This is a genomic window from Mesorhizobium sp. GW821-FHT04C10 (assembly GCF_059420305.1).
Genome location: NZ_JBWKTL010000001.1, coordinates 3,809,718 through 3,832,889 on the forward strand (window position 1 = coordinate 3,809,718; position 23,172 = coordinate 3,832,889).

The window sequence follows — 23,172 nt, forward strand, 5'->3', positions numbered from 1 at the left end:
AAGGGGAATCAGGAAAGCGCGACGGAAGCGACGAGAAGCACTGATATTTCGCTCACCTGCTGCAAGGCGCCGATCGTGTCGCCAGTCTGGCCACCGATCTGGTTGAGGCAAAGGGCATGGAAGGCGGCAAACAGCAGGCCGAGCAGGATGAGCGCGGCGATGGCGCCGCCGAGCCCAAGCAGCAGGAGAGGGATCGCGCCAAGCACGGCGCCGACGATGGCGATTTCCTGCGAGACCGTACCGGCACCGGCCGACAGGCCATCGGACCGTGCCGGCGGCAACAGGTGCATGAAGGCGCCAAGCACGCCGCGTGAGGCGGCGTGGGCAGCAACGAGAGCGAAGAGGGCCTGCGTGGGGTCGACGAATTCCGAAAGCACGTTCCAGCGGATCAGCAGCGACAGGGTCAGGGCCGCCGCGCCATAGGCCCCGATGCGGCTGTCGCGCATGATCTCCAGCTTGCGGCCGCGCGATTTGCCGCCGCCAAAGCCGTCGGCGACGTCGGACAGTCCGTCCTCGTGCAGGCAACCGGTGGTGATCACGGTTGAAACCAGGGCAAGGGCCGCCGCCGGGCCCATGGCAAGGCCAAACCGTTCCGCCGTGGCAAAGACGATGGCGCCGATCAGGCCGACGACGAGGCCGGCGACCGGCGCGGCCCAGATGGCGGCGGCAAGGCTGCGGCCGCGAAAGTCGAGGATGGGTAGAGGCAGGCGGGTGAAGAATACCAGGCAGAGCGCCATGTCGTCGAGGATTTGCCGAGGCGAAAGGGTCAAATTCGGGAGCTTCATGCGCCGCCCCTCGCTATCGCATGGAAGAAGGTGCCGCTGACATGGCCGCGCCGATAGCCGGAGGCGCCGATCGGATTGCCCTGACCATCGGCGAGGTCGGCCAGCGGCTCGTCATTGCCGGTTGCCGTCATCTGCGCATAGTGGAATTCGTGGCCCCGGATCAGCGCGCCCTGCACGCCCAGCGGGCAATCGGCGCGCAGCCGCGCCTCGCGGTAGCCAAGATTCATCTTCCGCTTTGCAAAACTGGTGGAATGGCCAAGCAGGCCAAGCATTGCGTGCGTTTCGCCCGAGGCATCCTCCAGCGTCTGGCCAAGCACCATGAAGCCGCCGCACTCGCCATGCACGGGCTTGGTCGCGGCGAAGCGCGCCATTCCGGTCTTGAAGGTCTCTGACGCCGCGAGCCGGCCGGCGTGAAGCTCGGGATAGCCGCCTGGCAGCCAGCAGACGTCACAATCCTCGTCGGGCGCTTCGTCGGCGAGTGGCGAGAACGGAACGATTTCCGCGCCCGCCTTGCGCCAATAGCTGGCGACATGCGGGTAGAGGAAGGTGAAGGCTGCATCTTCCGCCAGGGCTATCCGCTGGCCGGGCGGCTGCAGCGCCTCGTCGAAGCCGCCTTCCGCCGGGGTGAGGGGCGTTGCCAGCGCCATGACCGCGTCGAGGTCGAGCGACTTCTCCGCCATGTCGGCAAGGCGGTCGAGATGCGCCATCAGGTCATCATATTCGCCGGCCTGAACGAGGCCGAGGTGCCGCTCGGGCAGGTTCAGGGTGGGGTCGCGTAAGATGGCGCCGACGACAGGCAGGCCGATTGCCTCGATGGCGTCGCCGGACAGCCGGCGGTGGCGCTCGCTGCCCAATCGGTTGAGCACGACGCCAGCCATGCGCACATCAGGATCGTAAGTGGCAAAACCCTTGGCGACGGCCGCCGCGGTGGTCGATTGGCCGGACACGTCGAGCACCAGCAGCACAGGCAGGCCGTAGAGCCGGGCGAGATCGGCCGCCGAACCGGTGCGGCCTGGCGCGGCCGGAATGCCGTCGAACAGGCCCATGGCGCTTTCGAGGATGACGAAATCGGTGTCGTCGGCCGCCTGTGCGGCGAGCGCGTTGAGCAGCGATGGCGGCATCGCCCAGCTGTCGAGATTGACGCCGGACAGGCCGGTGGCGGCCGTGTGGAAGCCGGGATCGATATAGTCGGGGCCGGATTTGGCGCCCCGCACCTTCAGCCCGCGCCGGGTGAGCGCGCGCAGAATGCCGATGGTGACGCTGGTCTTGCCCGAGCCGGAGCGCGGCGCGCCGATGATGATCGCGCGGGCCGTCATGCCTTGCCCGCCAGTGCCGCGCGCATGGCGACGATGCCGCCGACGACGATCAGTGCCGGCGAGGCAAGGCCGGCGGCGGCCGCTTCCTCGGCGATGGTGGCGAGCGTGGCGACGACGGTCCGTTCCTGCGGCGTCGTCGCGGCGACGATCACCGCTGCCGGCGTCGATGGCGCCAGCCCGCCGTCGAGCAGCGCTGCAGCGATCAGCGGCAGGTTCGCCATGCCCATATAGACGACAACCGGCTGGCCGGTGCGGGCGATCGCCGCCCAGTCGATGTCGTCGTCGGTGCCGGCGGCGTGGCCGGTCGCCAGGATCACCGCCTTGTTGATGCCGCGCATGGTGGCCGGGATGCCGGTCGCGGCCAGCGCGCTGAGGCCGGATGTCAGGCCGGGCAAAACCCGGAAAGGGATAGCTTCGCGCGCCAGCGCCAGTGCCTCTTCGCCGCCACGGCCGAAAATATAGGGATCGCCGCCCTTCAATCTGACGACGCGGCGGCCTTCGCGCGCCAGCCGCACCAGAAGAGCGGTGATGTCATCCTGCTTCATCGACGGTTGGCCGCCGCGTTTGCCGGCGTAGAACAGTTCGGCAGCCGATGCCACCGCCACGACATCGGGTGAGACCAGCGCGTCATAAACCAGCGCATCCGCCTCGGCCAAGGCCGCCAGCACTTCCAGGGTCAGGCAGCCGGGGTCGCCGGGACCGGCGCCGGCCAGCCAGACATGGCCCGGCTCAAGCGGGCGTGGCTTGAAGTTCAGCCGGGCGAGCGCCTGTTCGAGCGTGGCGTTTTCGCCTGTGTTCCTGGTGCTGCCGCTCACAATCCGTCCCGTCCGCGAAAACGCCGCTGATAGTGGGCGTCGTACAATGAACTCTCGCCAAAGCCTTCCGCCGCCAGCGAGCGGCCGACGAAAATGATCGCCGTGCGCTCCATCGGATCGGCGGCAAGCTGTGCCTCGATCGTTTCCAGCGTTCCCGTCAGCACGCGCTCATCCGGCCACGAGGCGCGGAAGACGATCGCCACCGGACAATCGCCGCCATAATGCGGCGTCAGTTCGGCGACGACACGGTCGATGGCGTGGATGGCAAGATGGATGGCCAGCGTGGCGCCGGTGCGGCCGAAGCCGGCCAGCGTTTCGCCGGGTGGCATTTTCGAGGCGCGACCGGAGATGCGGGTCAGCACCAGGCTTTGCGCCACTTCGGGAATGGTCAACTCGCGGCGCAGCGCCGCGGCGGCTGCGGCGAAGGAAGGAACGCCCGGCGTCAGCGTGTAAGGGATCCCGTGTTTTTCCAGCCGGCGGATCTGCTCGGCGACCGCACTCCAAACCGACAAGTCGCCGGAATGCAGCCGCGCTACATCATGGCCAGCATTGTGGGCCTCGACATAGGCGGCCTCTATCTCGTCAAGCGACATCGGCGCGGTGTCGATCAGTTTGGTCCCGGGTGCGCAATGCTGCAGCAATTCGGGTGCGACGATCGAGCCGGCGTGCAGGCAGACCGGGCAGCTTGCCAGGAGCCTGGCGCCGCGTAGCGTTATGAGGTCGGCCGCGCCCGGACCAGCACCGATGAAATGGACGGTCATGACGCGTCTCCGCTGATGGCGATGGCGCAGGTGACCGGGCCAAGCACGGTGCGAGGGCCAAGCAGTTTTGCACCGGCCCCGGCAACGGCGAGGGCTGCCGCTTCGGAAACCGAGGGCGTGCCGGCCAGTTCCTGCGAGAGGCTGGAATGGGTGAGTGTGCCGGGCGAGGCGGCTTGAAGCGCTGCGTCATCGGCGATGACAACCGGGAGGTTCAGCGTGCGGCCAGCGGCGGCGATCGCGTCTTCATCCTTCTTGAGCGCTGCGGTGGCCAGTGCCGAAAGCGCCGTCATTGCCAGCCCATGCGCTTCAAGCGCGGTTTCAATCGCGGCAAGCACGTCTTCGACGCCAACGCCTTTGCGGCTGCCGATGCCCGCGACCATCATGGCTTCACCCAGTTCCATTGCGTGACCGGCATGGCCGGTCGCCATGCCTGCATCGAACCGACCGGCGAGGCGCGCGAAATATCTATCCGGGTAAGATCGCCGCCCAGTTTCAGGTGCTGGGCGAGAAGCAGCGTTTCCATCTCCAGCGTCACCGCATTGGCGACGAGACGGCCACCTGGGCGTAGCGCCTTGATGGCAGTGTTCAAGACACCGGTGTCGCTGCCGCCGCCGCCGATGAAGATCGCGTCCGGCGTCTCCAGCCCGGCAAGCGCCTTTGGCGCGTTGCCTTCCACCACCACAAGGCCCGGAACGCCGCAGGCGGCGGCATTGCGGTGGATGCGAGCGGCGCGGCTCGGGTCGGCCTCGATGGCGATGGCGCGCATCAAGGGGTGGGCGAGCATCCACTCGATGCCGATCGATCCGGAGCCGGCGCCGATGTCCCACAGCAACTCGCCGCGCCTGGGCGCCAGCGTCGATAAGGTGACAGCGCGGATTTCGCGCTTGGTGATCTGGCCGTCATGGTCGAACAGATGATCGGCAAGGCCAACCGTGAGCGGCAGCACACGGCCTTGCGGATTCGAATCAATTTCGACGGCCAGCACGTTGAGCGGATTGATGTTTTCGAGGTCGAAGGCGTCGGCGCGTGCCATGCGCTGTTTCTCGTTCGGTCCGCCCAAAGCTTCCAGGACCGTCAGCCGCGATGCGCCGAAATCGAGTTCTGTGAGCAGGCGGGCAATTGCCGCCGGCGCGTCGCCGTCCGATGTCAGTGCCAGGATGCGTGCGTTGGGCTGCAGCAGCGGCCGGATCAGGTCAAGCGGCCGGCCATGCAGCGAGACGGCCTCGATATCCTGCAGTGCCCAGCCAAGGCGGGCGGCGGCCAGCGAAACGGCTGATGGCGCGGGGATGACATGCATCTCCCGGGGCTCCACCTTGCGGGCGAGGGTGGCGCCGACGCCGTGGAAAAAAGGATCGCCGGAGGCGAGCACGCAGACTTTGCGGCCCACCAGCGCCAGCACGTCAGCCATCCCGGCATCGAAGGGCACCGGCCAGGAGCGCGGCTCGCCCTTGGCGAAGGACGCGACCAGCGCCAGATGGCGCTTGCCGCCGAAGATGAACTCCGCGTCGGCGATCCGCTGCTTGGCCTCGTCGCCGAGACCCGCTAAACCGTCCTCGCCGATGCCGATGATTGTAAGCCATTTTGGCGTATGGCCGGCTTCGCGCTGACTTTCAGCAGGCATGATGACCCACCGTATTCTGATCCTCGGCGGCACCACGGAAGCCCGGCAACTGGCCGGAAAGCTGGCGGTACGCGCTTCGGTCACGCTGTCGCTGGCTGGTCGCACCGAAAGCCCGGCCGCGCAAGGCGTGCCGGTGCGCAGCGGCGGCTTTGGCGGCGCCGAGGGTCTGGCCGCCTACCTCAAGGAGACCAGCACCGACCTGCTGATCGACGCCACGCATCCCTATGCGGCGCGAATCTCCGCCAATGCCGCGCAAGCGGCGCGGGCGACCGGCGTACCGATCCTGGCTCTGCGCCGTCCGGGCTGGGAGCCCATCGAAGGCGACCGCTGGACTGAGGTCGATGGCGTCACCGATGCCGTGCGAGCACTTGGTCCGGCACCGCGCCGCGTCTTCCTGGCGCTTGGCCGGCAAGAGGTTGCCGCGTTCGAAGCCGTGCCCCAGCACCATTACCTCATCCGCAGCGTCGATCCGGTCGAGCCGAAGCTCGCCGTGCCCGACGCTGACTACCTGCTGGCGCGCGGTCCGTTCCGCGAAGCTGACGAGCGCGCGCTGCTGGAGAGACACAGCATCGATGTCGTGGTGTCCAAGAACAGCGGCGGCGCCGCCACCTACGGCAAGATTGCCGCCGCGCGGGCGCTTGGTGTCGAGGTGATCATGATCCGCAGGCCAATGTTGCCGGAGGTGCCTTCGGCTGAAACCGTCGAAGCGCTGGCCGCGATTGTCAACCAATTCGGGGCCGATCATTTTGTCGAACCCGATGCCGAACGCGGCGTGTAGACCAGCGCCGGCTTGTCTGCGCGCTTGATGATCCGGGTTTCCGGCGACCCGATGATGATGCAGGTCGCCATGTCGGCCTTTTGCGCGTCGACGTCGGCCAGCAGATAAACCTCGATGCGCTCGTCCGGACGGCCGGCGGCGCGGCCGAAGATGACCGGCGTGGTGCCGGGCAGGATCGCGGTCAGGCATTCGAAGGCGCGGCCAAGCTGCCAGGGGCGCGCCTTGCTGATGGGGTTGTAGAGCGCGATGACGAAGCCCGCGCCGGCCGCAGCAAGCAGGCGCAGTTCGATCAGGTCCCACGGCTTCAGATTGTCGGACAGCGAGATGGCGCAGAAATCATGGCCGAGCGGTGCGCCGATGCGGGCGGCGACCGCCAGCATGGCGGTGACGCCCGGCACCACGGCAACGTCGACAGCCCGCCATTCAGCCGGGCCGGCCTCGATCGCCTCGCAAACCGCGGCCGCCATGGCAAAGACGCCGGGATCTCCGCCGGAAACCACGGCGACGTCGTGGCCTTCAGCGGCCTTGATCAAGGCGTCCTTGGAGCGGGCGAGTTCCTCGCGGTTGTCGGAGGCGACACGGATCTGATCCGGGCGCAGGTCCAGCCGGTCGAGATAAGGTTTGTAGCCGTAAAAGAACTTCGCTTCAGCGACGGCGCGGCTTGCTTGCGGCGTGACCTGATCGGCATTGCCGGGCCCGAGGCCGATGACGGTGAGGCGGCCGCTCATGCCTGTGCTCCCAGCCCGCCAGGTCGGCCGGACCAGCCGGCGACCAGCACGATGGCGAAATAGGGCGCCTTGTCGTCCTGCTTGTCGGCGAGCTTCATCGAAACGCTGCCGGCCATGGTGCCGCGCTCGACATAGACGGCGCGCGTCAGCTTGCCGGTGGCTTCGAGCGCCCGCCTGATCTTGGGCAGGTTGCGGCCGACCTTCATGATGACGGCGGCATCGGTGTCGGCCAGCCGACGCGTCAGCTCAAACTCGCTCATCGTGCCGGGCAAAACCGTCAGCACGTCGTCGCCCTGGACGATCGGCACACCGGTCTGCGACCAGCAGCCGGACATTGCGGTGACGCCTGGAATGACCTCGGTCGGGAAGCGATTGGCGAGGCGGACATGCAGATGCATGTAGGAGCCGTAGAACAGCGGGTCGCCCTCGGACAGGACGGCTACCATCCTGCCGGCTTCGAGGTGTTCTGCGACCTTTTCGGCCGACTCCTCGTAGAAACCGGTGATCTGCGAGCGGTAATCGTCGTGATCCTTGTCGATCTCGGTGGTCACGGGATAGAGCAACGGCAGTTCCAGCATGTCCGGCCGGAAGCGCGCCTCGACAATGGCGCGCGCATTGCTGTTGTTGCCGCGCTTGGCGAAATAGGCGACGACATCGGCCTCGGCGAGGGCGCGCGCGGCCTTCAACGTCAACAGTTCTGGATCGCCGGGACCGGTGCCGACGCCGACAAGTCGGCCTTTGGGGAGCGCGTTCACAGGCCGGGCCTCGCCAATGAATTGAGCGCGGCGGCGGTCATGGCGCTGCCGCCAAGCCGGCCGCGCACGATGGCATAGGGCACGCCATAAGAATTCTCGGCCAACGCATCCTTGGATTCGGCGGCACCGACGAAGCCGACCGGCATGCCGATGATAGCCGCCGGCTTCGGCGCGCCGTCGCGCAATTTTTCCAGGAGATAGAACAGTGCGGTAGGCGCATTGCCGATGGCGACCACCGAACCGGCCATGCGCTCGCCCCACAGGTCGATGGCAGCGGCCGAGCGGGTGTTGCCGATCTCTTTGGCGATGTCGTGCGTGCGCGGATCGCGCAGCGTACAGATCACCTCGTTGCCGGCCGGCAGCCGGGCGCGGGTGACGCCATGCGAGACCATTTCGGCATCGCAGAAGATCGGCGCGCCGGCGGCAAGCGCCTTGCGTGCAGAGGTAACGAAGTCAGGCGAGAAAACGAAATGGCTTGATGCTTCGACCTGGCCGCAGGCATGGATCATGCGGATGGCGACATCGGCCTCGGCGTCCGAGAAGCGCGAGAGGTTGGCCTCGGCGCGAATGATGGCGAAGGAGCGCTCGTAGATCGCCGTGCCGTCGTGAATGTAGTCGTAGGCGGCCATGCTCATTTCCGTTTTTTAGTTTGGGCCTGTCGGTAAGTCTCGGCGATTGCCGCCGGCCCGAGCCTTGTCAGGCAAGCAGCGGCGGTCTCGCCCTGAAATCGTGCGCTGCGGATCATCGCCGCGACGCGACTGAAGCCGCGCGCGGCGTCATAGCCCGGCCTGTAGCCGGCAGGAAGAGCCTTTGCCGTCGCGTTCACGACAAGTCCGGCTCCATTTTCGCCGCCGACAATTGAGAGCGCCGCCGGGCCGGGATGCGCACAGCCCTTGGCGCAGCCGGAAATGTGCAGCGTGAAGTCGAGAATATCCGCATTTTCGGTGGCGATCGTCTCGGCGATGTCACGCGTGGCGATGCGGCCGGAGGCGCAGGCCGGCGTGCCGGGGCAGGCGGCGATGCGGGTGCGCGGATCGGTGGGGGAGGTGGCGAAGCCGAGGGCGGCGGCTGTTTGCTGTAGGCTTGTGCAAGCAGCGTCTGGCTGGCCAACGAAGAGCAGGGCGCGGCCCGGGGCGAGACGGATTTCGGTGGTGCCGACAGCGCTTTTCGCGAGGGCGATGATTTTGTCAGCAGGCATGCTGCCGTAGGGAAGAGCGATGCCGAGGGCGAAAGTGTCACCGGCCAAAGGGAAAAGGCCGATAGGTTTGCGCGAGGCGCCCCCCTCTGTCCTGCCGGACATCTCCCCCACAGGTGGGGAGATTGAGCTGCCATCTCCGCTTTCGCCAATCTCAAAGGCCGCGGGAGTGGTGCCGACGACCGAACTGCCAATCTCTCCCCTTGTGGGGGAGATGTCCGGCAGGACAGAGGGGGGCGCCTCGCACAAACCTGTCCAGCATGACCAGCCCGCCAGAGACACCAACTGCCGCTCCGACAAATCCCTCGCATGTGCCTCACGGCCCTTTTCGGCGACCATCCTGAGTGCCGCGACGGCTATGTCTCTCGCGGCATCCGCGTCGACCTTTGCCAATGCTTTCGCGTTTAGGCCGTCGCCGGCAACCGATACACTCCAAACGATGTCGTTGTCGGCTCGCACGGCCTTCAGCCTGATATCGGCTGTCACCGCATCCATCGCCAGTTGTCCGCCGCCATCGACAATCACCGAAACCTTCGGCCCCAGCCTCGTCGTCAGCCCTGCCTCTTCAATTGCCATCCTGATCCGCTCGGCCAAAGGCCTGGGATCGGCGAACTCTTGAGGGTCGATACCCGCCAGCGGTCCTGTTTCCACCGGCACGCCGGTCCGCACCGCAATGCCCAGCGCATCGACCTCCGCCGCCAGCAGCGCGGCGCTCTCCGCTGTCAGCCCACGTATCTGCAGGCTGCCGCGCGCTGTCACTTCCATGATGCCGTTGCCATGCCGCAGGGCGGATTCGGCCAGCCCGATCAAAAGCTTCGGTGATAGTCCTCCTGCGACAGGATTAAGCCGCACCAACAGCCCATCGCCGGTCTGCATCGGTGCCGACAGGGCCGGACAGGCGCCCCGGCGCGAGAAGGCGTTCATGCCGCCACTCCCAGCGCCTCGGCTTCAGCAATCAGCGCGGCGAGATCGTCGTCGATGGAATTGCGCAGGGGATGCCAGAGGCCGCGCCGGCGCGCCGAGAGAAAACGCTCGGCGATGATTTTCGCGGCGGCCGGGTTTTCGCGCAGGATGAAGGCCCGAACTTCCTCGTCGCCGACATAGGCGTCGTGCACGGCCTCGATCAGCGCGCCCGAAATGGCATGGGTGGTCTCGGCGAAGCCGACCAGCCGGTCGACTGTCTCGGCGAATTCGGAGGCGCCGCGCGGGCCGTGCCGCATCTGTCCGGCAATGAAACGCGCGTTGACGGCGCGGGCGCGTACCACGCGCGAGATGGCCTCGCCGACCGAACGCGGCTTTGGCTTTTGCGGGTCCGTCGTGTCGAGGACGATGACGTCGGCATTCCGGCCAAGTGCTGCAAGTGCTGCCGAAAAGCCGCCGATGAAGGCGACGTCGGCGGAGCCTTCGAGAATGTCGCGGCCGGGGTCGTCGCCGGTGTGGACCAGCAGATCGGCTTCGGCGATGCGGGTTTCGAACGCGCCGGGCGCCGAGATACCTTCGCCGCCGGCACCGCCATAGGCATGCGAGGTGGCGTCGAGATAGGCGCGGCCGATTTCTTCGCGCGTCGCCCAGTCGCCGCTCGAGAGGAGATTCTCGACGCCGGCGCCATAAGTGCCGGGCGAGGTACCGAAGATGCGCGGGCTGATCCTGCCGTCGGCTCGGGTCCGGGCCGCGAGCGGGTTTTCCGAATCCTCTTCGTCACGCGCGGCGACCGCGTTGGCGGCGGCATCGATCAGCGCGATCTGGGTTGGGAACATGTCGCGGAACAGGCCCGATATGCGCCAGGTGACGTCGACGCGCGGCCGGCCAAGCGCCGCTGGCGGCAAGACCTCGATCCCGGTGATGCGGCCGGTGGCGGCATCCCATTGCGGCCGGCAGCCCATCAGCGCCAGGCCTTGGGCGATCTCTTCGCCGCCGGTGCGCAGCGAGGCCGAGCCCCAGAGGTTGATGACCAGCGAGCGCGGCCAGTCGCCATGCGACTGGAGGTAGCCGCGCACGACCTCTTCCGCCGCCGCCTTGCCCAGATCATAGGCAGTCGGTGTCGGCATGGTGCGTGGATCCGACGTGAACAGGTTGCGGCCGGTGGGCAGCACGTCGGAACGTCCGCGCGCCGGCGCGCCGGCCGGGCCTGCCTTGACGTGGCGGCCATCGAGCGCGGCGAGCAGCGCCGACCTTTCAGCCTCGGCACTTTGGCGGCGCATGGCGTCGGACTCATCGTCGGGCGCGCGGCCGTAGATATGCAACCCGTCCTTGATGGCGAAGTCCTTGAGGTCGCAGAGCCAGGCGTCGATGCGGCGTAGCGCCTCGTCGGGCGCGTCGGTCCTGGCGACACCGGCTTCCGAGGCAAGGCCGGTTTTTTGCGCCGTCTCGACGATCAGTTTTGCCAGGCGGTCGCGGCGGCGACGGTCGAGGCCGTCCGCCTGGGCATATTCGTCAACCAGGCGTTCGAGCTTGTGCTGGTCTTCGTCCAGTCCCGCGCCGGCCAGCGGCGGCGGCAGATGGCCAAGCGTGACGGCGGCGACGCGCCGCTTGGCCTGCGCCGCTTCGCCTGGGTTGGAGACGATGAAGGGATAGATGACGGGCAAGGGACCGGTGACGATCTCGGGAAAGCAGCTTTGCGAGAGTGCAACCGTCTTGCCCGGCAACCATTCCAGCGTGCCGTGCGCGCCGACATGGATGAGCGCATGGACGCCGAGGGATTTGCGCAGCCACAGGCCAAACGCGATCAGGGCGTGGCGCGGAGGCAAGGTTGGATCGTGGTAGTCGGCGCGGCGATCGGCGGAGCGGCCGCGATCGGGGGCGAGGGCGACCGTGATGTTACCGAAGGTCGCGGCGCGGAAGGGGAAGTGTTTTTTGCCTGTCTCGTATTCCGCTTTTCCCCAGGCCGCTTCAACGGCAGTCATTGCCTCAACCGGCAACTCCTTGGAGAAGCCGAAATAGTCCTCCAGCCCCAACCCCTGGCCGCCCGCATCCAGCAAATCCAGCAACCCACGCGGCGTTTGCGGAATCCCCTCAACCGCATAACCCTGCTCCTTCAGGTCATGCAGCATCGCCAGCACGCTGGACGGCACATCGAGGCCGACGGCATAGCCGGTTCGGCCCGGTGCGCTTGGATAGTCCGGAATCAGGATGACAAGTTTGCGCTCGGCGCGTGGTGCCCCCTGCAGCTTGATGAAGGCCACCACGCGGTCCGCCACCTGAACTACGCGATCCGGCTCCGGTCGGTTGGCGAAGGCGCGATGGCCAAGTGCCGGATCGACATCGCTTTCGCCCTTGAAGGAAATGGCGCCGGCGAGGATGCGGCCGTCCAGCTCCGGCAGCACGACATGCATGGCAAGGTCGGCGGGTGCCAGGCCGCGCTGGTTGTTTTCCCAGACGTCGCGGCGGGTGGTGGCGACGATGACCTGGAAGACGGGCACGCCGGCACGGTCGAACAGGGTTTCGACGCCGGGTTCGGCACCGGAGGCGAAGGCGGTCGCGGTGATGATGGCGGCGGGTTTCAGCGCGGCGAACGCGGTTTCCACAAAGGCGAGTGACGCCGGCTCTTTCAGGCTGGAGACGAAGATGGGGACCGGAAGCATGCCGCGTTGGCGCAGTGCTTCAAAAAGGGCATCAATCGGCGCGACATCGGCGGCGAGCAGCATCGAGCGATAGAAGAGGATCGGCACCACCTTTCCTTCCCCCTCGAGGGGAGGGTGGCCCGCAGGGCCGGCTGGGGTCGGGACCACCAGATGTGGCGTTTCTTTGAGTCGGCGCGTTTCAGAGAGGACCCCACCCCCGGCCTGCGGCCGGACCCACCCCTCGAGGGGGAGGGGGACGACGCCGCGGTTCGGCTCGTAGTAGCCAGCCTTCGGGACCGCGACTGGCTCAACAATGTCTGCCTGCGACCCCGCCAGCCGCGCCAGCCTCTGCACCAGCGCGCTCATATTGGCCGGGCCGCCTTCGCGGAAATAGCTGAGCAGCGCGTCCAATTCCTGGCGCGGCAGCGTCGAGGCTTCGATCAGCCTGAGGTCCTCGTCATGGCTTTCGCCGGGGAGCAGCGCGAGTTTAATGCCGCGTTCGCGGGCAATCGAGGCAAGCTGGTCGCAGCCATAGCGCCACCAGTCATAGCCGCCGAGGATGCGCACCAGGATGATCTTGGCGTGGCGGGCGACGCTGTCGACCCAGAGGTCGACGGACATGGGGTGCCGTAGGTCGCGCAGGGCTGCCAGCCGCATCGAGGGCAGGCGGCCGGCATCCGCCTTCCACGCCGCCGCAAGTCCGGCGAGATCGCTGTCGGTGAAGGACAAGGCCACGATATCCGCCGGCGTCTGCCGCAGATCGACCGGCTCGGCGAGATCGTCGAGCGAGGCGGAGGTCGTGGTGAGGATATGCATCGCGGTCTAGCGCGGGTCACCGCTTCACGGAAACGGCGAACCGCTCTATCTCCTTGTTTTTACGCAATTCCGGATGGAAAAACCGTGAAACACTTTTCCTGGAATTGCTAGTTTGCATCAGCCGGCGAGTATACGCTCGATTGCCGGGCGGTTCAGCCCCTTGAGGCCGATGACGACGAGGCGCGAGCGGCGGTCGTCCTCGACCGTCCAGGCGCGGTCATAGTAGTGATTGACGCGCGGGCCGACGGCCTGCAGCAGGAGCCGCATCGGCTTGCCGCCGACCTCGACGAAGCCTTTCACGCGCAGCACGTTCTCCTGTTCGGCAGCGGTGGCGACGCGCTTTGCCAACTCGTCCGGATTGGCGATCGAGGGGATGTCGACGATGAAGGTGTCGAAGTCGTCATGCTCATGGTCGAACGCGCCGTCATGATGGGATTTGCGGTTCTCGATATCGTCCTCGACGGCGAGACCGAGGCCGAGCAGCACCGAGGGATCGACCTTGCCATGCGAGGTCGGCACGATCTTCACGGCGCGGGCGGAATGTTCGTTGACGATGGCATTGGCGCGGGCCGAGCCGGCGGCGTCCATCAGGTCGCTCTTCGACAGGATGATCAGGTCCGCGCAGGCGATCTGGTCCTCGAACACTTCCTCGACCGGGTCGTCATGGTCGAGGCTCTCATCCCCGGCGCGCTGCGCCTGCAGGGCGTCCATGTCGTTGGCGACGCGGCCTTCGGCTAATGCGGGGCCGTCGACCACGGCGATGACGCCATCGACGGTGACACGGCTCTTTACCGTCGGCCACTGAAAAGCCTGGACCAGCGGCTTGGGCAGGGCCAGGCCCGAGGTTTCGATCAGGATGTGGTCGACCTTCGGCGTCAACGACAGGATCTGGTCGAGCGCCGGCACGAAATCGTCGGCCACGGTGCAGCAGATGCAGCCATTGGCCAGTTCGACGATATTTTCCTCCGGGCAGGTGTCGATGCCGCAGCCCTTCAAAATCTCGCCGTCAATGCCGATGTCGCCGAACTCGTTGACGATGATGGCGATACGCTTGCCGCCGGCGTTTTCCAGGAGATGGCGGACCAGCGTCGTCTTGCCGGCGCCGAGGAAGCCGGTGACGACGGTGCAGGGGACGCGGGATACGGAAGCGCTCATGATCAGTCCTTCAGCATGTCGAGGGGAGGGATGCGGGCAACAAGGCCGCGCTTGAGGGAATCGGGGCGGCCGCGCCACGGGATGAGGCCGTCGGTCGAGGTGGCGAAGAGTTTGGCGCCGGTGACGAGGTCGGCGCCGCTGGCCACGGTCAGGTCGCCGAAGACATAACTCCAGCAGCCATCGCGCAGGATCGCGGCGCTCAGCCGGCGCTTGCAGTTGCCGAGACATTCCACCGTGCGGACGCGGATGTTGTCATCGGCTGCGGCGCGGCGCGTGTCCTCAGCCAACAGTTCGCCGGCGCGGGGATGGGCGTCGGAACCGGTCTCGTCGCGACAGGAGGCGCAGACGATGACCGTGACGTCGGCCAAGGCTTCGCTGTCGGCGGACGAATTGTCCGCTGTGCCAGCCGAAAAACTGCCGTTCTGGTCCAAAAAGCCGGGCTCCTTGCCCGGAAACCCGCCGGGCGATCGGATTCTCTTGTCGCAGACGGCAGGTCTCCTGGCTCGCGGGTCATCGCCTTGGGTGCCGCCTTCCCGGGAAACTCCCAGTGGCTTTCGGCCTTGGCTCTTCGCTTACAGTTGCGGGGACAGCCGCGGATTTGAGATCGAAATCCCGCACCGCATTCCCTCTTAGCCCCTGCCGTTGCGGGCAGGGGACCGTCTGGACCGGATTTAGGCTTTTGCAGGCAGCGGTGTCAACGCACGGCTACGACACGGCGATGTCGGCCAGCGCCGGACCCAGATCGCCTGCCGGAGTCACGTCCATGCGTTCAAGGCCAAGCCAGCCCTGCATCTGCTTCAATTCCTCGAAGAGCTGAGCGGCGGTTTCAGGCGGCGCGCCGGGCTCGGGGTAGGCGGCATGGACGCGCAGGACGCTCGCCGGCCGGTCCGCCTTGAGGTCGACGCGCGCGACGATCCTGTCGCCAAGCAGGAAGGGGAGGACGTAATAGCCGTATTGGCGCTTTTCAGCCGGCGTGTAGATTTCGATGCGGTAGTGGAAATCGAACAGCCGCTCCGAGCGCGAGCGCTCGAAGACGACCGGATCGAAGGGCGCCAGCAAAGCACGCGCCTCGATTTTCCGGGGCAGGCGCGCGTCCTTGTGAAGGTAGGCCGGCTTGTCCCAGCCTTCGACGCGTACCGGCAGCAATTCGCCCGACTCGACCAGTTCCTCCAACCGACCCTTCATGTCGGCCGGCGACAGCCGGAAATAGTCGCGCAGGTCGCCCGATGTCGCCACGCCATGGGCGCGGGCCGAGATGCGCAGCAATTCGAGGTGCGCGTCCCGGGCCGGGGGCACCGGCAGGTCGAGGATCGCCTGCGGCAACACGCGCTCCGGCAAATCATAGAAGCGCTCGAAGCCGCGGCGGTGCGCCGTGGTGATGCGCCCGGCCCAGAACAGCCATTCGAAGGCATGCTTGGCATGGCTCCAGCCCCACCAGCCGCCCGAACCTTTCTGGCCTTCGAGCGCCGAAGCGGCGATCGGGCCGCGCTCGACGACCGCGCGGTAGATGTCTTCTATATAGGCGGCGTGTTCGCGGCCCCATTTGGCCAGTCCCAGATACATTTCATCGCCTTGCTCGGCTCGCTGCATGCGCCAGCGCATCAGCGGGTAGGTCTCGACCGGCAGGAACGAGGCCTCGTGCGCCCAGTATTCGAAGACTGTGCGTTTGCGCGTCAAGGCGGCATTGTCGAGCAGCGTGAGCGGGTAGGGGCCCAGGCGCGAATAGAGCGGCATATAATGAGCACGCACCACCGCACTGACGGAATCGATCTGCAGCAGGCCGGTGCGGGAGAGCACACGGGCGAAATGGCGGCGGTCAGGTGTGCCATTCGGGCGCGGATCGAGAAACCCTTGAGCGGCGAGTGCAATGCGGCGGGCGGCGGCAAGCGAGATTTTTTCCTTCATGCAGGCATCACTCTGAGGGGCTTCGGCTGTGGGTCGAGTCTTTGTCTGGGCAGGTTCTTGTCTTAAAACCGGGGTCCACTTTTGCGGAACCTGCGTGGTGATTCCAACCCATGCTAGCAGGGTTTTGGCGGCAACCATGTCAGGAGAGAAAAGTGGAGTAAAAAGCGAAGGAAATCAAACAGGAGCGGATCGGACCAGTTTCTCCGGATATGCCGTCCAGGTCGGCGTTTTGAACAAGGTTTGACTTGCTTCGCTGGAAGTGCTGCGCTAACCCTCGCCGCGTTGCAGCATAGGCCCCTTAAAACGGTTCAGCGGTTAAACTGTCACGCTTCCGCATTAAGGTCCGGTGCTGTAATCAAAGTGGATTGGCGCCAACGGAAAGCCGCTGCATGAACGCACTTCTCAGTTCGTACCTGCCTATCGTCCTGTTCATAGGCGTGGCACTGGTCGTCGGCCTGGCGCTGCTGGCCGCCCCGTTCCTGGTGGCCTACCGCAATCCCGATCCCGAAAAGCTTTCCGCCTACGAGTGCGGTTTCAACTCGTTCGACGATGCCCGCATGAAATTCGACATCCGTTTCTACCTGGTGTCGATCCTGTTCATCATCTTCGACCTGGAAGTGGCCTTCCTGTTCCCCTGGGCCGTGTCCTTCTCGAAGATCGGCATGCTCGGCTTCTGGTCGATGATGGTGTTTTTGGCAGTGCTGACCATCGGCTTTGCCTATGAATGGAAAAAAGGAGCGCTGGAATGGGATTGAACGACAGTTCAGGCACCCTCGTCGCGCCGAAGCCGAAGGGCATTATCGATCCCAATACCGGCAGGCCGGTGGGGGAGGACGATCCCTTCTTCCTCGAAATCAACAATGAGCTTGCCGACAAGGGCTTTCTGGTCACCTCGACCGAGGCGCTGATCACCTGGGCGCGCTCGGGCTCGCTGATGTTCATGACCTTTGGTCTGGCGTGCTGCGCGGTCGAGATGATCCACACCTCGATGCCGCGCTACGACTCGGAACGGTTCGGCGTCGCGCCGCGCGCGTCTCCGCGCCAGTCCGACATCATGATCGTCGCCGGCACGCTGACCAACAAGATGGCGCCGGCGCTGCGCAAGGTCTACGACCAGATGCCGGAGCCTCGCTACGTCATCTCGATGGGCTCCTGCGCCAATGGCGGCGGCTACTACCACTATTCCTATTCGGTGGTGCGCGGCTGCGACCGCGTCGTGCCTGTCGACATCTATGTGCCCGGCTGCCCGCCGAGCGCCGAAGCTTTGCTCTACGGCATTCTTCTCCTGCAGAAGAAAATCCGCCGCACCGGCACGATCGAACGGTAAATCCATGGCCGCATCCCTGAGCGAACTGTCGACCTATCTCGGCGAAAAGCTGATCGGTCGCGTCAACGACGCGGTGCTCGCCTATGGCGAGCTCACCATCCATGTCGAGCCGCGCGACCTCATCGAAGTGGTGACCTTCCTGCGCGACGATGCGCGCTGCCAGTTCATCTCGATCATCGATGTCTGTGGGGCCGATTATCCGTCGCGGGCCAAGCGCTTCGACGTCGTCTACCACCTGTTGTCGCCGAAGCAGAATGTGCGCATCCGCGTCAAGGTGCAGGCCGACGAGGAGACGATGGTGCCATCGATCACCGGCGTCTATCCGGGCGCCGACTGGTTCGAACGGGAGACCTACGATCTCTATGGCGTGCTGTTCTCGGGCCATCCCGACCTGCGCCGCCTGTTGACCGATTACGGTTTCGAAGGCCATCCGCTGCGCAAGGATTTCCCGCTGACCGGCTTTGTCGAGGTGCGTTACGACGACGAAGCCAAGCGGGTCATCTACGAGCCTGTGGAATTGAAGCAGGAATTCCGCAATTTCGATTTTCTTTCCCCTTGGGAAGGCACGGATTACGTGCTGCCCGGGGACGAAAAAGCGAAACAGTGAGTAGGGAAGTAGTGAGTAGTCAGTAGGGAAAGAATTGGAGCAACGGATCGAATCTTATCGCGACTTGAAGGTGTGGCAATCGGCGATGACGCTCGCCGAAGATTGTTACCGCTTCACCAAAGAGTTTCCGAGGGATGAGATTTACGGCATGACCTCTCAGATGCGCCGATCAGCAGTTTCGATCGCGGCGAACATCGCAGAGGGATACGGTCGGGAAAACAGAGGGTCGTTCATTCAATTTTTGCGCGTGGCGCAAGGCTCGTTGAAGGAACTGGAAACGCACACACTGCTGGCATGCCGGGTTGGCTTGCTGCGAAAAGACAATGAGACTGAGCTGCTGCTGCGATGCGAAGAGATTGGAAAAATGATGAGATCTCTTATCCGAACGGTGCAGGCCAAGCAGGCGGAATGAAGCAGGCATTGAGATTGATGATCACTACTCACTACTCACTACTGACTCTTCGCCAGAGGCGCCACAATGGCTGAGACCTCCGTCCGCAATTTCAACATCAATTTTGGACCTCAACACCCTGCGGCGCATGGTGTTTTGAGGTTGGTTCTCGAGCTGGACGGCGAAGTCGTCGATCGCGTCGATCCGCATATCGGGCTCTTGCATCGCGGCACGGAGAAGCTGATCGAGGCCAAGACCTATCTGCAGGCTGTGCCCTATCTCGACCGGCTCGATTATTGCGCGCCGATGAACCAGGAACATGCATTCGCTCTTGCCGCCGAGCGCCTGCTCGGCATCGAGGTGCCGAAGCGCGGCCAGCTGATCCGCGTGCTCTATTGCGAAATCGGCCGCATCATGTCGCACATCCTCAATGTGACGACGCAGGCCATGGACGTCGGCGCGCTGACGCCGCCGCTGTGGGGTTTCGTCGAGCGCGAAAAGCTGATGGTGTTCTATGAGCGCGCCTCCGGCTCGCGCATGCATGCCGCCTATTTCCGCCCCGGCGGCGTCCATCAGGACCTGCCGCGTCAGCTGGTCGAGGACATCGGCAAGTGGATCGACCCGTTCCTGAAGTCGATCGATGATCTCGACAAGTTGCTGACCGGCAACCGCATCTTCAAGCAGCGCAATGTCGATATCGGCATTGTTTCGCTGGCCGATGCCTGGGCCTGGGGCTTTTCGGGCGTCATGGTGCGTGGTTCGGGCGCGGCATGGGACCTGCGCAAGTCGCAGCCCTACGAATGCTATTCGGAAATGGACTTCGACATTCCGATCGGCAAGAACGGCGACTGCTACGACCGTTATCTCGTGCGCATGGAAGAAATGCGCCAGTCGGCCCGTATCATGCGCCAGTGCGTCGATCTCTTGCTCGGCAAGGAAAGCACCGGACCGGTGTCGAATCTCGACGGCAAGGTCGTGCCGCCCAAGCGCGCGGCAATGAAGCGCTCGATGGAAGCGCTGATCCACCACTTCAAGCTCTACACCGAGGGCTATCGCGTTCCGGCCGGCGAGGTCTACGCGGCCGTCGAGGCGCCGAAGGGCGAGTTCGGCGTCTATCTGGTCTCCGACGGCTCCAACAAGCCTTATCGCTGCAAGCTGCGCGCGCCCGGCTTCGCGCATTTGCAGGCCATGGATTTCCTCTGCCGCGGCCACATGCTGGCCGACGTCACCGCCGTTCTCGGCTCCCTCGACATCGTGTTTGGTGAGGTCGATCGCTAAATGTCAGTCCGCCGTCTCGCAGAAGCCAGCGTCCAGCCCGCGTCCTTCGCCTTCAACAAGGCGAACGCGGCAGCTGCGAAGCAATGGATCAAGAAGTACCCGAAGGGCCGTGAGCAGTCGGCGATCATTCCCCTGCTGATGATAGCGCAGGAGCAGGAAGGCTGGGTCACCAAGGCGGCGATCGAGACGATCTCGGACATGCTCGACATGCCCCGCATCCGCGGGCTCGAGGTCGCGACCTTCTACACGCAGTACCAGCTCAATCCGGTCGGCACGCGTGCGCATATCCAGGTCTGCGGCACCACGCCCTGCATGCTGCGCGGCTCGGAAGCGCTGATGGATGTCTGCCGCTCCCGGATCCATCACGACCAGTTCCATACCAACGACCAGGGCACCTTGTCGTGGGAAGAGGTCGAGTGCCTCGGCGCTTGCGTCAACGCACCGATGGTGATGATCTTCAAGGACACGTTCGAGGATCTGACACCGGAACGGCTGGCCGAAATCATCGATCTTTACGATGCGGGCAAGGGCGCTTCGGTGGCGCCCGGGCCGCAGAATGGCCGCACCGGCTCGGAGCCGGCTTCTGGTCTGACAACGCTGAAGAGCGAAAAGGCGATCCTCAAGTCGACCCGTGACAGGGAGGCGAGGGAGGCCGCAAAGGCCGCCAAGGCGGCACCCGATGCGATCATTGCCGAGCCCGTTCCGGCACCCGCCGCCGCGCCCGTCGCGCCGTCCAATGCCAGCAAGCCGAAGACCGACGCGTCCGAAACCAGCCCGGCCTTGAAGACGCCTTCGGCGACCAAGGTGGCGCCTGCGGCGGAGAAGGCGGCGAGCGTTTCGGCGCCGCTGCATTCGGCCGCCAACGCCAACAAGGCAGCGCCCGAAGTCGAGCAGGTTGCCAAGCAGCGCAACGGGCCGAAGGCCAAGGTCGAGCCGGCCGCGGCCTTCAAGGCGCCGGAAGCCAAGGCGCCAGCGGCCAAGCCGGCGAAACCGTCGCTGGACGACAAGAACCGTCCGGCCGGCATCGACAGGCCGGCCGCGGTCGACGATCTCAAGCTGATCTCCGGCGTCGGCCCGAAGATCGAGGGCATCCTGCATACGCTGGGCATCTTCACCTTCGCGCAGGTCGCGTCGTGGAAGAAGGCGGAGCGCGAGTGGGTGGACGGCTATCTTTCCTTCCACGGCCGCATCGACCGCGACGACTGGGTCAAGCAGGCCAAGGCGCTCGCCAAGGGCGGCGTCGCCGAATACATCCGCGTTTTCGGCAAGAAGCCGGTCTGAGGGACGAAAAATGCTTCAGGACAAAGACCGCATCTTCACCAACATCTACGGCCTCTTCGACAAGTCGCTGGCCGGCGCGATGGCGCGCGGCGCCTGGGACAATACGCCCGGCATCGTCGCCAAGGGACGCGAATGGATCGTCAACGAGATGAAGGCGTCCGGCCTGCGCGGCCGTGGCGGCGCCGGCTTCCCGACGGGCCTCAAATGGTCGTTCATGCCCAAGCAGAGCGACGGCCGGCCGAGCTATCTCGTCATCAATGCCGACGAATCCGAGCCCGGTACCTGCAAGGACCGCGACATCCTGCGCAACGACCCGCACACGCTGGTCGAGGGGGCGCTGCTGGCCGGCTTCGCCATGGGCGCGATCGCGGCCTACATCTATGTGCGCGGCGAGTTCATCCGCGAGCGCGAGGCGCTGCAGCGGGCCATCGAGGAGGCCTATGAGGCCAAGCTGATCGGCAAGAACAACACATCCGGCTACGACTTCGACGTCTACATGCATCATGGCGCCGGCGCCTATATCTGCGGCGAGGAAACCGCGCTGCTGGAAAGCCTCGAAGGCAAGAAGGGCCAGCCCAGGCTGAAGCCGCCATTCCCGGCCAATGTTGGCCTCTATGGCTGCCCGACCACCGTCAACAACGTCGAATCGATCGCGGTGGCGCCGACCATCCTGCGCCGGGGCGCGGCCTGGTTCTCGTCCTTCGGCCGGCCCAACAATGTCGGCACCAAGCTGTTTTGCATCTCCGGCCACGTCAACAATCCGTGCACCGTCGAAGAGGCGATGTCGATCCCGTTCCGCGAGCTGATCGAGACGCATTGCGGCGGCATTCGCGGCGGCTGGGACAATCTCCTGGCGGTCATTCCCGGCGGCGCCTCGGTGCCGCTGGTGCCGGCCGAGCAGATCATCGACACGCCGATGGATTTCGATGCGCTGCGCGACCTCAAATCCGGCCTCGGCACGGCCGCCGTCATCGTCATGGACAAGTCGACCGACGTCGTGAAGGCGATCGCGCGGCTGTCCTACTTCTACAAGCACGAGAGCTGCGGCCAGTGCACGCCGTGCCGCGAAGGCACCGGCTGGATGTGGCGCGTGATGGAGCGGCTGGTGCGTGGCGAGGCGCAGAAGCGAGAGATCGACATGCTGCTCGACGTCACCAAGCAGGTCGAGGGCCACACGATCTGCGCGCTGGGCGACGCCGCCGCGTGGCCGATCCAGGGCCTGATGCGGCATTTCCGCGGCGAGGTGGAGCGGCGCATCGACGAGTTTTCGCGCAACGCGCACCGGGCCGAGCCGGTGATGGTGGCGGCGGAATAGAATTTGTGACTGCGGGCGAGAGCCCGAAGCGAGAATAACGGGGCGGGGCGAACGAAGAAACGACCAGGAGAATTCTATGGCGCCGTATTCGACACCCAACCCATTGATGCCCAATTTGGACCAGCTCGAGAAGATGAACCAGGACCTGACCAGGATGATGCCGAAGGAGATGGCCAGCGCCGTCAACCTTTTCGTGCACCCTGTCGCGGGGGCGGCGGCGATGTCGGCGCTTGGCATCGGGCTCGCCAACCACGCGTTCGGCGTCTGGATGGGCGCGCTCTCGGGAGCCGCCGAGGCATCACAGCGGCTCATGCAGCCGCTGATCGAGGATTTCGAGGCACGCATCGAACAGTTCGAGGACGCGAACTCGTCGTCCATCAAGGCGCGGGCGACGGCGAAGACGATGATTGCCGAGGCGCAGTCCTTCGCGCAGGAGGTCACCGACATCGCCGCCAAGGAAGCCGCCACCACGGCGCCGGCGGTGAATGCCGCTCCGGCAGCCGGCGAGGCCGCGGATGTGCTGCTGCCCGAAGATTTCAGGCAGCCCAAGACCATGGACAGGCCTGCGAAACCGTCCAACCTCAAGGCGATATCGGGCATCGGCCCGAAGCTGGAGAAGGTGCTGAACGGGCTTGGCATCTGGACATATGCCCAGATCGCGGCCTGGTCGCCGCAAGAGATCGCCTGGGTCGACGACTATCTGTCGTTCAACGGCCGCATCGGCCGCGACGACTGGACTGCCCAGGCGGCGGCGCTGGCCGCGAAGAAGTGAATGAAATGTCG

At 65.5% G+C, this 23,172-nt stretch carries 23 protein-coding genes and 1 riboswitch; of the genes, 9 read left to right on the forward strand and 14 right to left on the reverse strand.

The genetic code is table 11. The features are described from left to right. Positions 1 to 8: 8 nt before the first annotated feature. The 6 genes from cobS to cbiE are packed head-to-tail and all read right to left on the reverse strand — an operon-like array spanning position 9 to position 5,298. Positions 9 to 785, reverse strand: coding sequence for an adenosylcobinamide-GDP ribazoletransferase (gene cobS / locus AC07UC_RS18420; protein WP_140775906.1), 777 nt, complete (start codon positions 783 to 785; stop codon positions 9 to 11). Further along, entirely contained in the window at positions 782 to 2,101 is a 1,320-nt protein-coding gene (locus AC07UC_RS18425) for a cobyrinic acid a,c-diamide synthase CobB (protein ID WP_494906975.1), read from the reverse strand. The genes cobS and AC07UC_RS18425 overlap by 4 nt, the downstream gene beginning before the upstream one ends. After that, on the reverse strand, positions 2,098 to 2,916 hold the full coding sequence (gene cobA / locus AC07UC_RS18430) for a uroporphyrinogen-III C-methyltransferase (RefSeq protein ID WP_202321696.1): 819 nt from the start codon (positions 2,914 to 2,916) through the stop codon (positions 2,098 to 2,100). Before cobA ends, AC07UC_RS18425 begins: the two co-directional genes overlap by 4 nt. Beyond that, positions 2,913 to 3,677, reverse strand: coding sequence for a precorrin-4 C(11)-methyltransferase (gene cobM / locus AC07UC_RS18435; RefSeq protein ID WP_494906976.1), 765 nt, complete (start codon positions 3,675 to 3,677; stop codon positions 2,913 to 2,915). The genes cobA and cobM overlap by 4 nt, the downstream gene beginning before the upstream one ends. Beyond that, positions 3,674 to 4,060 carry a cobalamin biosynthesis protein gene (locus AC07UC_RS18440; protein WP_494908960.1) on the reverse strand — a complete coding sequence of 129 codons (387 nt, stop codon included), beginning with the start codon at positions 4,058 to 4,060 and terminating at the stop codon, positions 3,674 to 3,676. The genes cobM and AC07UC_RS18440 overlap by 4 nt, the downstream gene beginning before the upstream one ends. Next, a complete protein-coding gene (gene cbiE, locus AC07UC_RS18445; protein ID WP_494906977.1) occupies positions 4,057 to 5,298 on the reverse strand; it encodes a precorrin-6y C5,15-methyltransferase (decarboxylating) subunit CbiE in 1,242 nt (413 codons plus the stop codon). Before cbiE ends, AC07UC_RS18440 begins: the two co-directional genes overlap by 4 nt. 1 nt (position 5,299) lies before the next feature. Between cbiE and AC07UC_RS18450 the strand changes: the two genes are divergently transcribed. Continuing rightward, positions 5,300 to 6,076: a cobalt-precorrin-6A reductase gene (locus AC07UC_RS18450; RefSeq protein ID WP_494906978.1), complete on the forward strand. Its 777-nt coding sequence runs from the start codon at positions 5,300 to 5,302 to the stop codon at positions 6,074 to 6,076. Here AC07UC_RS18450 and AC07UC_RS18455 read toward each other — a convergent pair. From AC07UC_RS18455 to AC07UC_RS18490, 8 genes are all read right to left on the reverse strand, one after another. Continuing rightward, a complete protein-coding gene (locus AC07UC_RS18455; RefSeq protein ID WP_494906979.1) occupies positions 6,040 to 6,804 on the reverse strand; it encodes a precorrin-3B C(17)-methyltransferase in 765 nt (254 codons plus the stop codon). The genes AC07UC_RS18450 and AC07UC_RS18455 overlap by 37 nt on opposite strands. After that, the gene (locus AC07UC_RS18460; RefSeq protein ID WP_494906980.1) at positions 6,801 to 7,559 is read right to left on the reverse strand and encodes a precorrin-2 C(20)-methyltransferase; all 759 of its coding nucleotides are present in this window, start codon (positions 7,557 to 7,559) and stop codon (positions 6,801 to 6,803) included. Before AC07UC_RS18460 ends, AC07UC_RS18455 begins: the two co-directional genes overlap by 4 nt. Then, entirely contained in the window at positions 7,556 to 8,188 is a 633-nt protein-coding gene (locus AC07UC_RS18465; protein WP_202321708.1) for a precorrin-8X methylmutase, read from the reverse strand. The genes AC07UC_RS18460 and AC07UC_RS18465 overlap by 4 nt, the downstream gene beginning before the upstream one ends. A 2-nt stretch (positions 8,189 to 8,190) precedes the next feature. Continuing rightward, positions 8,191 to 9,678: a precorrin-3B synthase gene (gene cobG / locus AC07UC_RS18470; protein ID WP_494906981.1), complete on the reverse strand. Its 1,488-nt coding sequence runs from the start codon at positions 9,676 to 9,678 to the stop codon at positions 8,191 to 8,193. Continuing rightward, complete coding sequence (gene cobN, locus AC07UC_RS18475; RefSeq protein ID WP_494906982.1) at positions 9,675 to 13,130, reverse strand: cobaltochelatase subunit CobN; 3,456 nt, start codon at positions 13,128 to 13,130, stop codon at positions 9,675 to 9,677. Before cobN ends, cobG begins: the two co-directional genes overlap by 4 nt. Positions 13,131 to 13,247: 117 nt before the next feature. Then, the gene (cobW, locus tag AC07UC_RS18480; protein WP_494906983.1) at positions 13,248 to 14,285 is read right to left on the reverse strand and encodes a cobalamin biosynthesis protein CobW; all 1,038 of its coding nucleotides are present in this window, start codon (positions 14,283 to 14,285) and stop codon (positions 13,248 to 13,250) included. Positions 14,286 to 14,287: 2 nt separating this feature from the next. Continuing rightward, complete coding sequence (locus AC07UC_RS18485; protein ID WP_494906984.1) at positions 14,288 to 14,716, reverse strand: DUF1636 family protein; 429 nt, start codon at positions 14,714 to 14,716, stop codon at positions 14,288 to 14,290. A 40-nt stretch (positions 14,717 to 14,756) separates the two neighbouring features. After that, a riboswitch (cobalamin riboswitch) is annotated at positions 14,757 to 14,961 on the reverse strand. A gap of 29 nt (positions 14,962 to 14,990) precedes the next feature. Next, on the reverse strand, positions 14,991 to 16,190 hold the full coding sequence (locus tag AC07UC_RS18490) for a winged helix-turn-helix domain-containing protein (RefSeq protein ID WP_494906985.1): 1,200 nt from the start codon (positions 16,188 to 16,190) through the stop codon (positions 14,991 to 14,993). Between the two features lie 389 nt (positions 16,191 to 16,579). Between AC07UC_RS18490 and AC07UC_RS18495 the strand changes: the two genes are divergently transcribed. The 8 genes from AC07UC_RS18495 to AC07UC_RS18530 all read left to right on the forward strand — a co-directional run bounded on the left by AC07UC_RS18495 (position 16,580) and on the right by AC07UC_RS18530 (position 23,161). Further along, on the forward strand, positions 16,580 to 16,945 hold the full coding sequence (locus AC07UC_RS18495) for an NADH-quinone oxidoreductase subunit A (protein WP_010910112.1): 366 nt from the start codon (positions 16,580 to 16,582) through the stop codon (positions 16,943 to 16,945). Further along, a complete protein-coding gene (locus AC07UC_RS18500; RefSeq protein ID WP_015317338.1) occupies positions 16,936 to 17,517 on the forward strand; it encodes a NuoB/complex I 20 kDa subunit family protein in 582 nt (193 codons plus the stop codon). Before AC07UC_RS18495 ends, AC07UC_RS18500 begins: the two co-directional genes overlap by 10 nt. Before the next feature lie 4 nt (positions 17,518 to 17,521). Continuing rightward, on the forward strand, positions 17,522 to 18,124 hold the full coding sequence (locus tag AC07UC_RS18505; protein WP_140775921.1) for an NADH-quinone oxidoreductase subunit C: 603 nt from the start codon (positions 17,522 to 17,524) through the stop codon (positions 18,122 to 18,124). Between the two features lie 34 nt (positions 18,125 to 18,158). Beyond that, on the forward strand, positions 18,159 to 18,536 hold the full coding sequence (locus tag AC07UC_RS18510) for a four helix bundle protein (protein ID WP_202321736.1): 378 nt from the start codon (positions 18,159 to 18,161) through the stop codon (positions 18,534 to 18,536). Between the two features lie 66 nt (positions 18,537 to 18,602). Further along, a complete protein-coding gene (locus tag AC07UC_RS18515; protein ID WP_140775922.1) occupies positions 18,603 to 19,793 on the forward strand; it encodes an NADH-quinone oxidoreductase subunit D in 1,191 nt (396 codons plus the stop codon). Then, on the forward strand, positions 19,794 to 21,074 hold the full coding sequence (locus AC07UC_RS18520; protein ID WP_494906986.1) for an NADH-quinone oxidoreductase subunit E: 1,281 nt from the start codon (positions 19,794 to 19,796) through the stop codon (positions 21,072 to 21,074). It abuts the gene before it with no gap. 10 nt (positions 21,075 to 21,084) lie between these two features. Further along, positions 21,085 to 22,389 (forward strand): NADH-quinone oxidoreductase subunit NuoF, encoded by a 1,305-nt coding sequence (nuoF, locus tag AC07UC_RS18525; RefSeq protein WP_140775924.1) that lies wholly within the window; start codon positions 21,085 to 21,087, stop codon positions 22,387 to 22,389. Between the two features lie 76 nt (positions 22,390 to 22,465). Further along, complete coding sequence (locus AC07UC_RS18530; protein WP_202321742.1) at positions 22,466 to 23,161, forward strand: helix-hairpin-helix domain-containing protein; 696 nt, start codon at positions 22,466 to 22,468, stop codon at positions 23,159 to 23,161. Positions 23,162 to 23,172 lie beyond the last annotated feature (11 nt).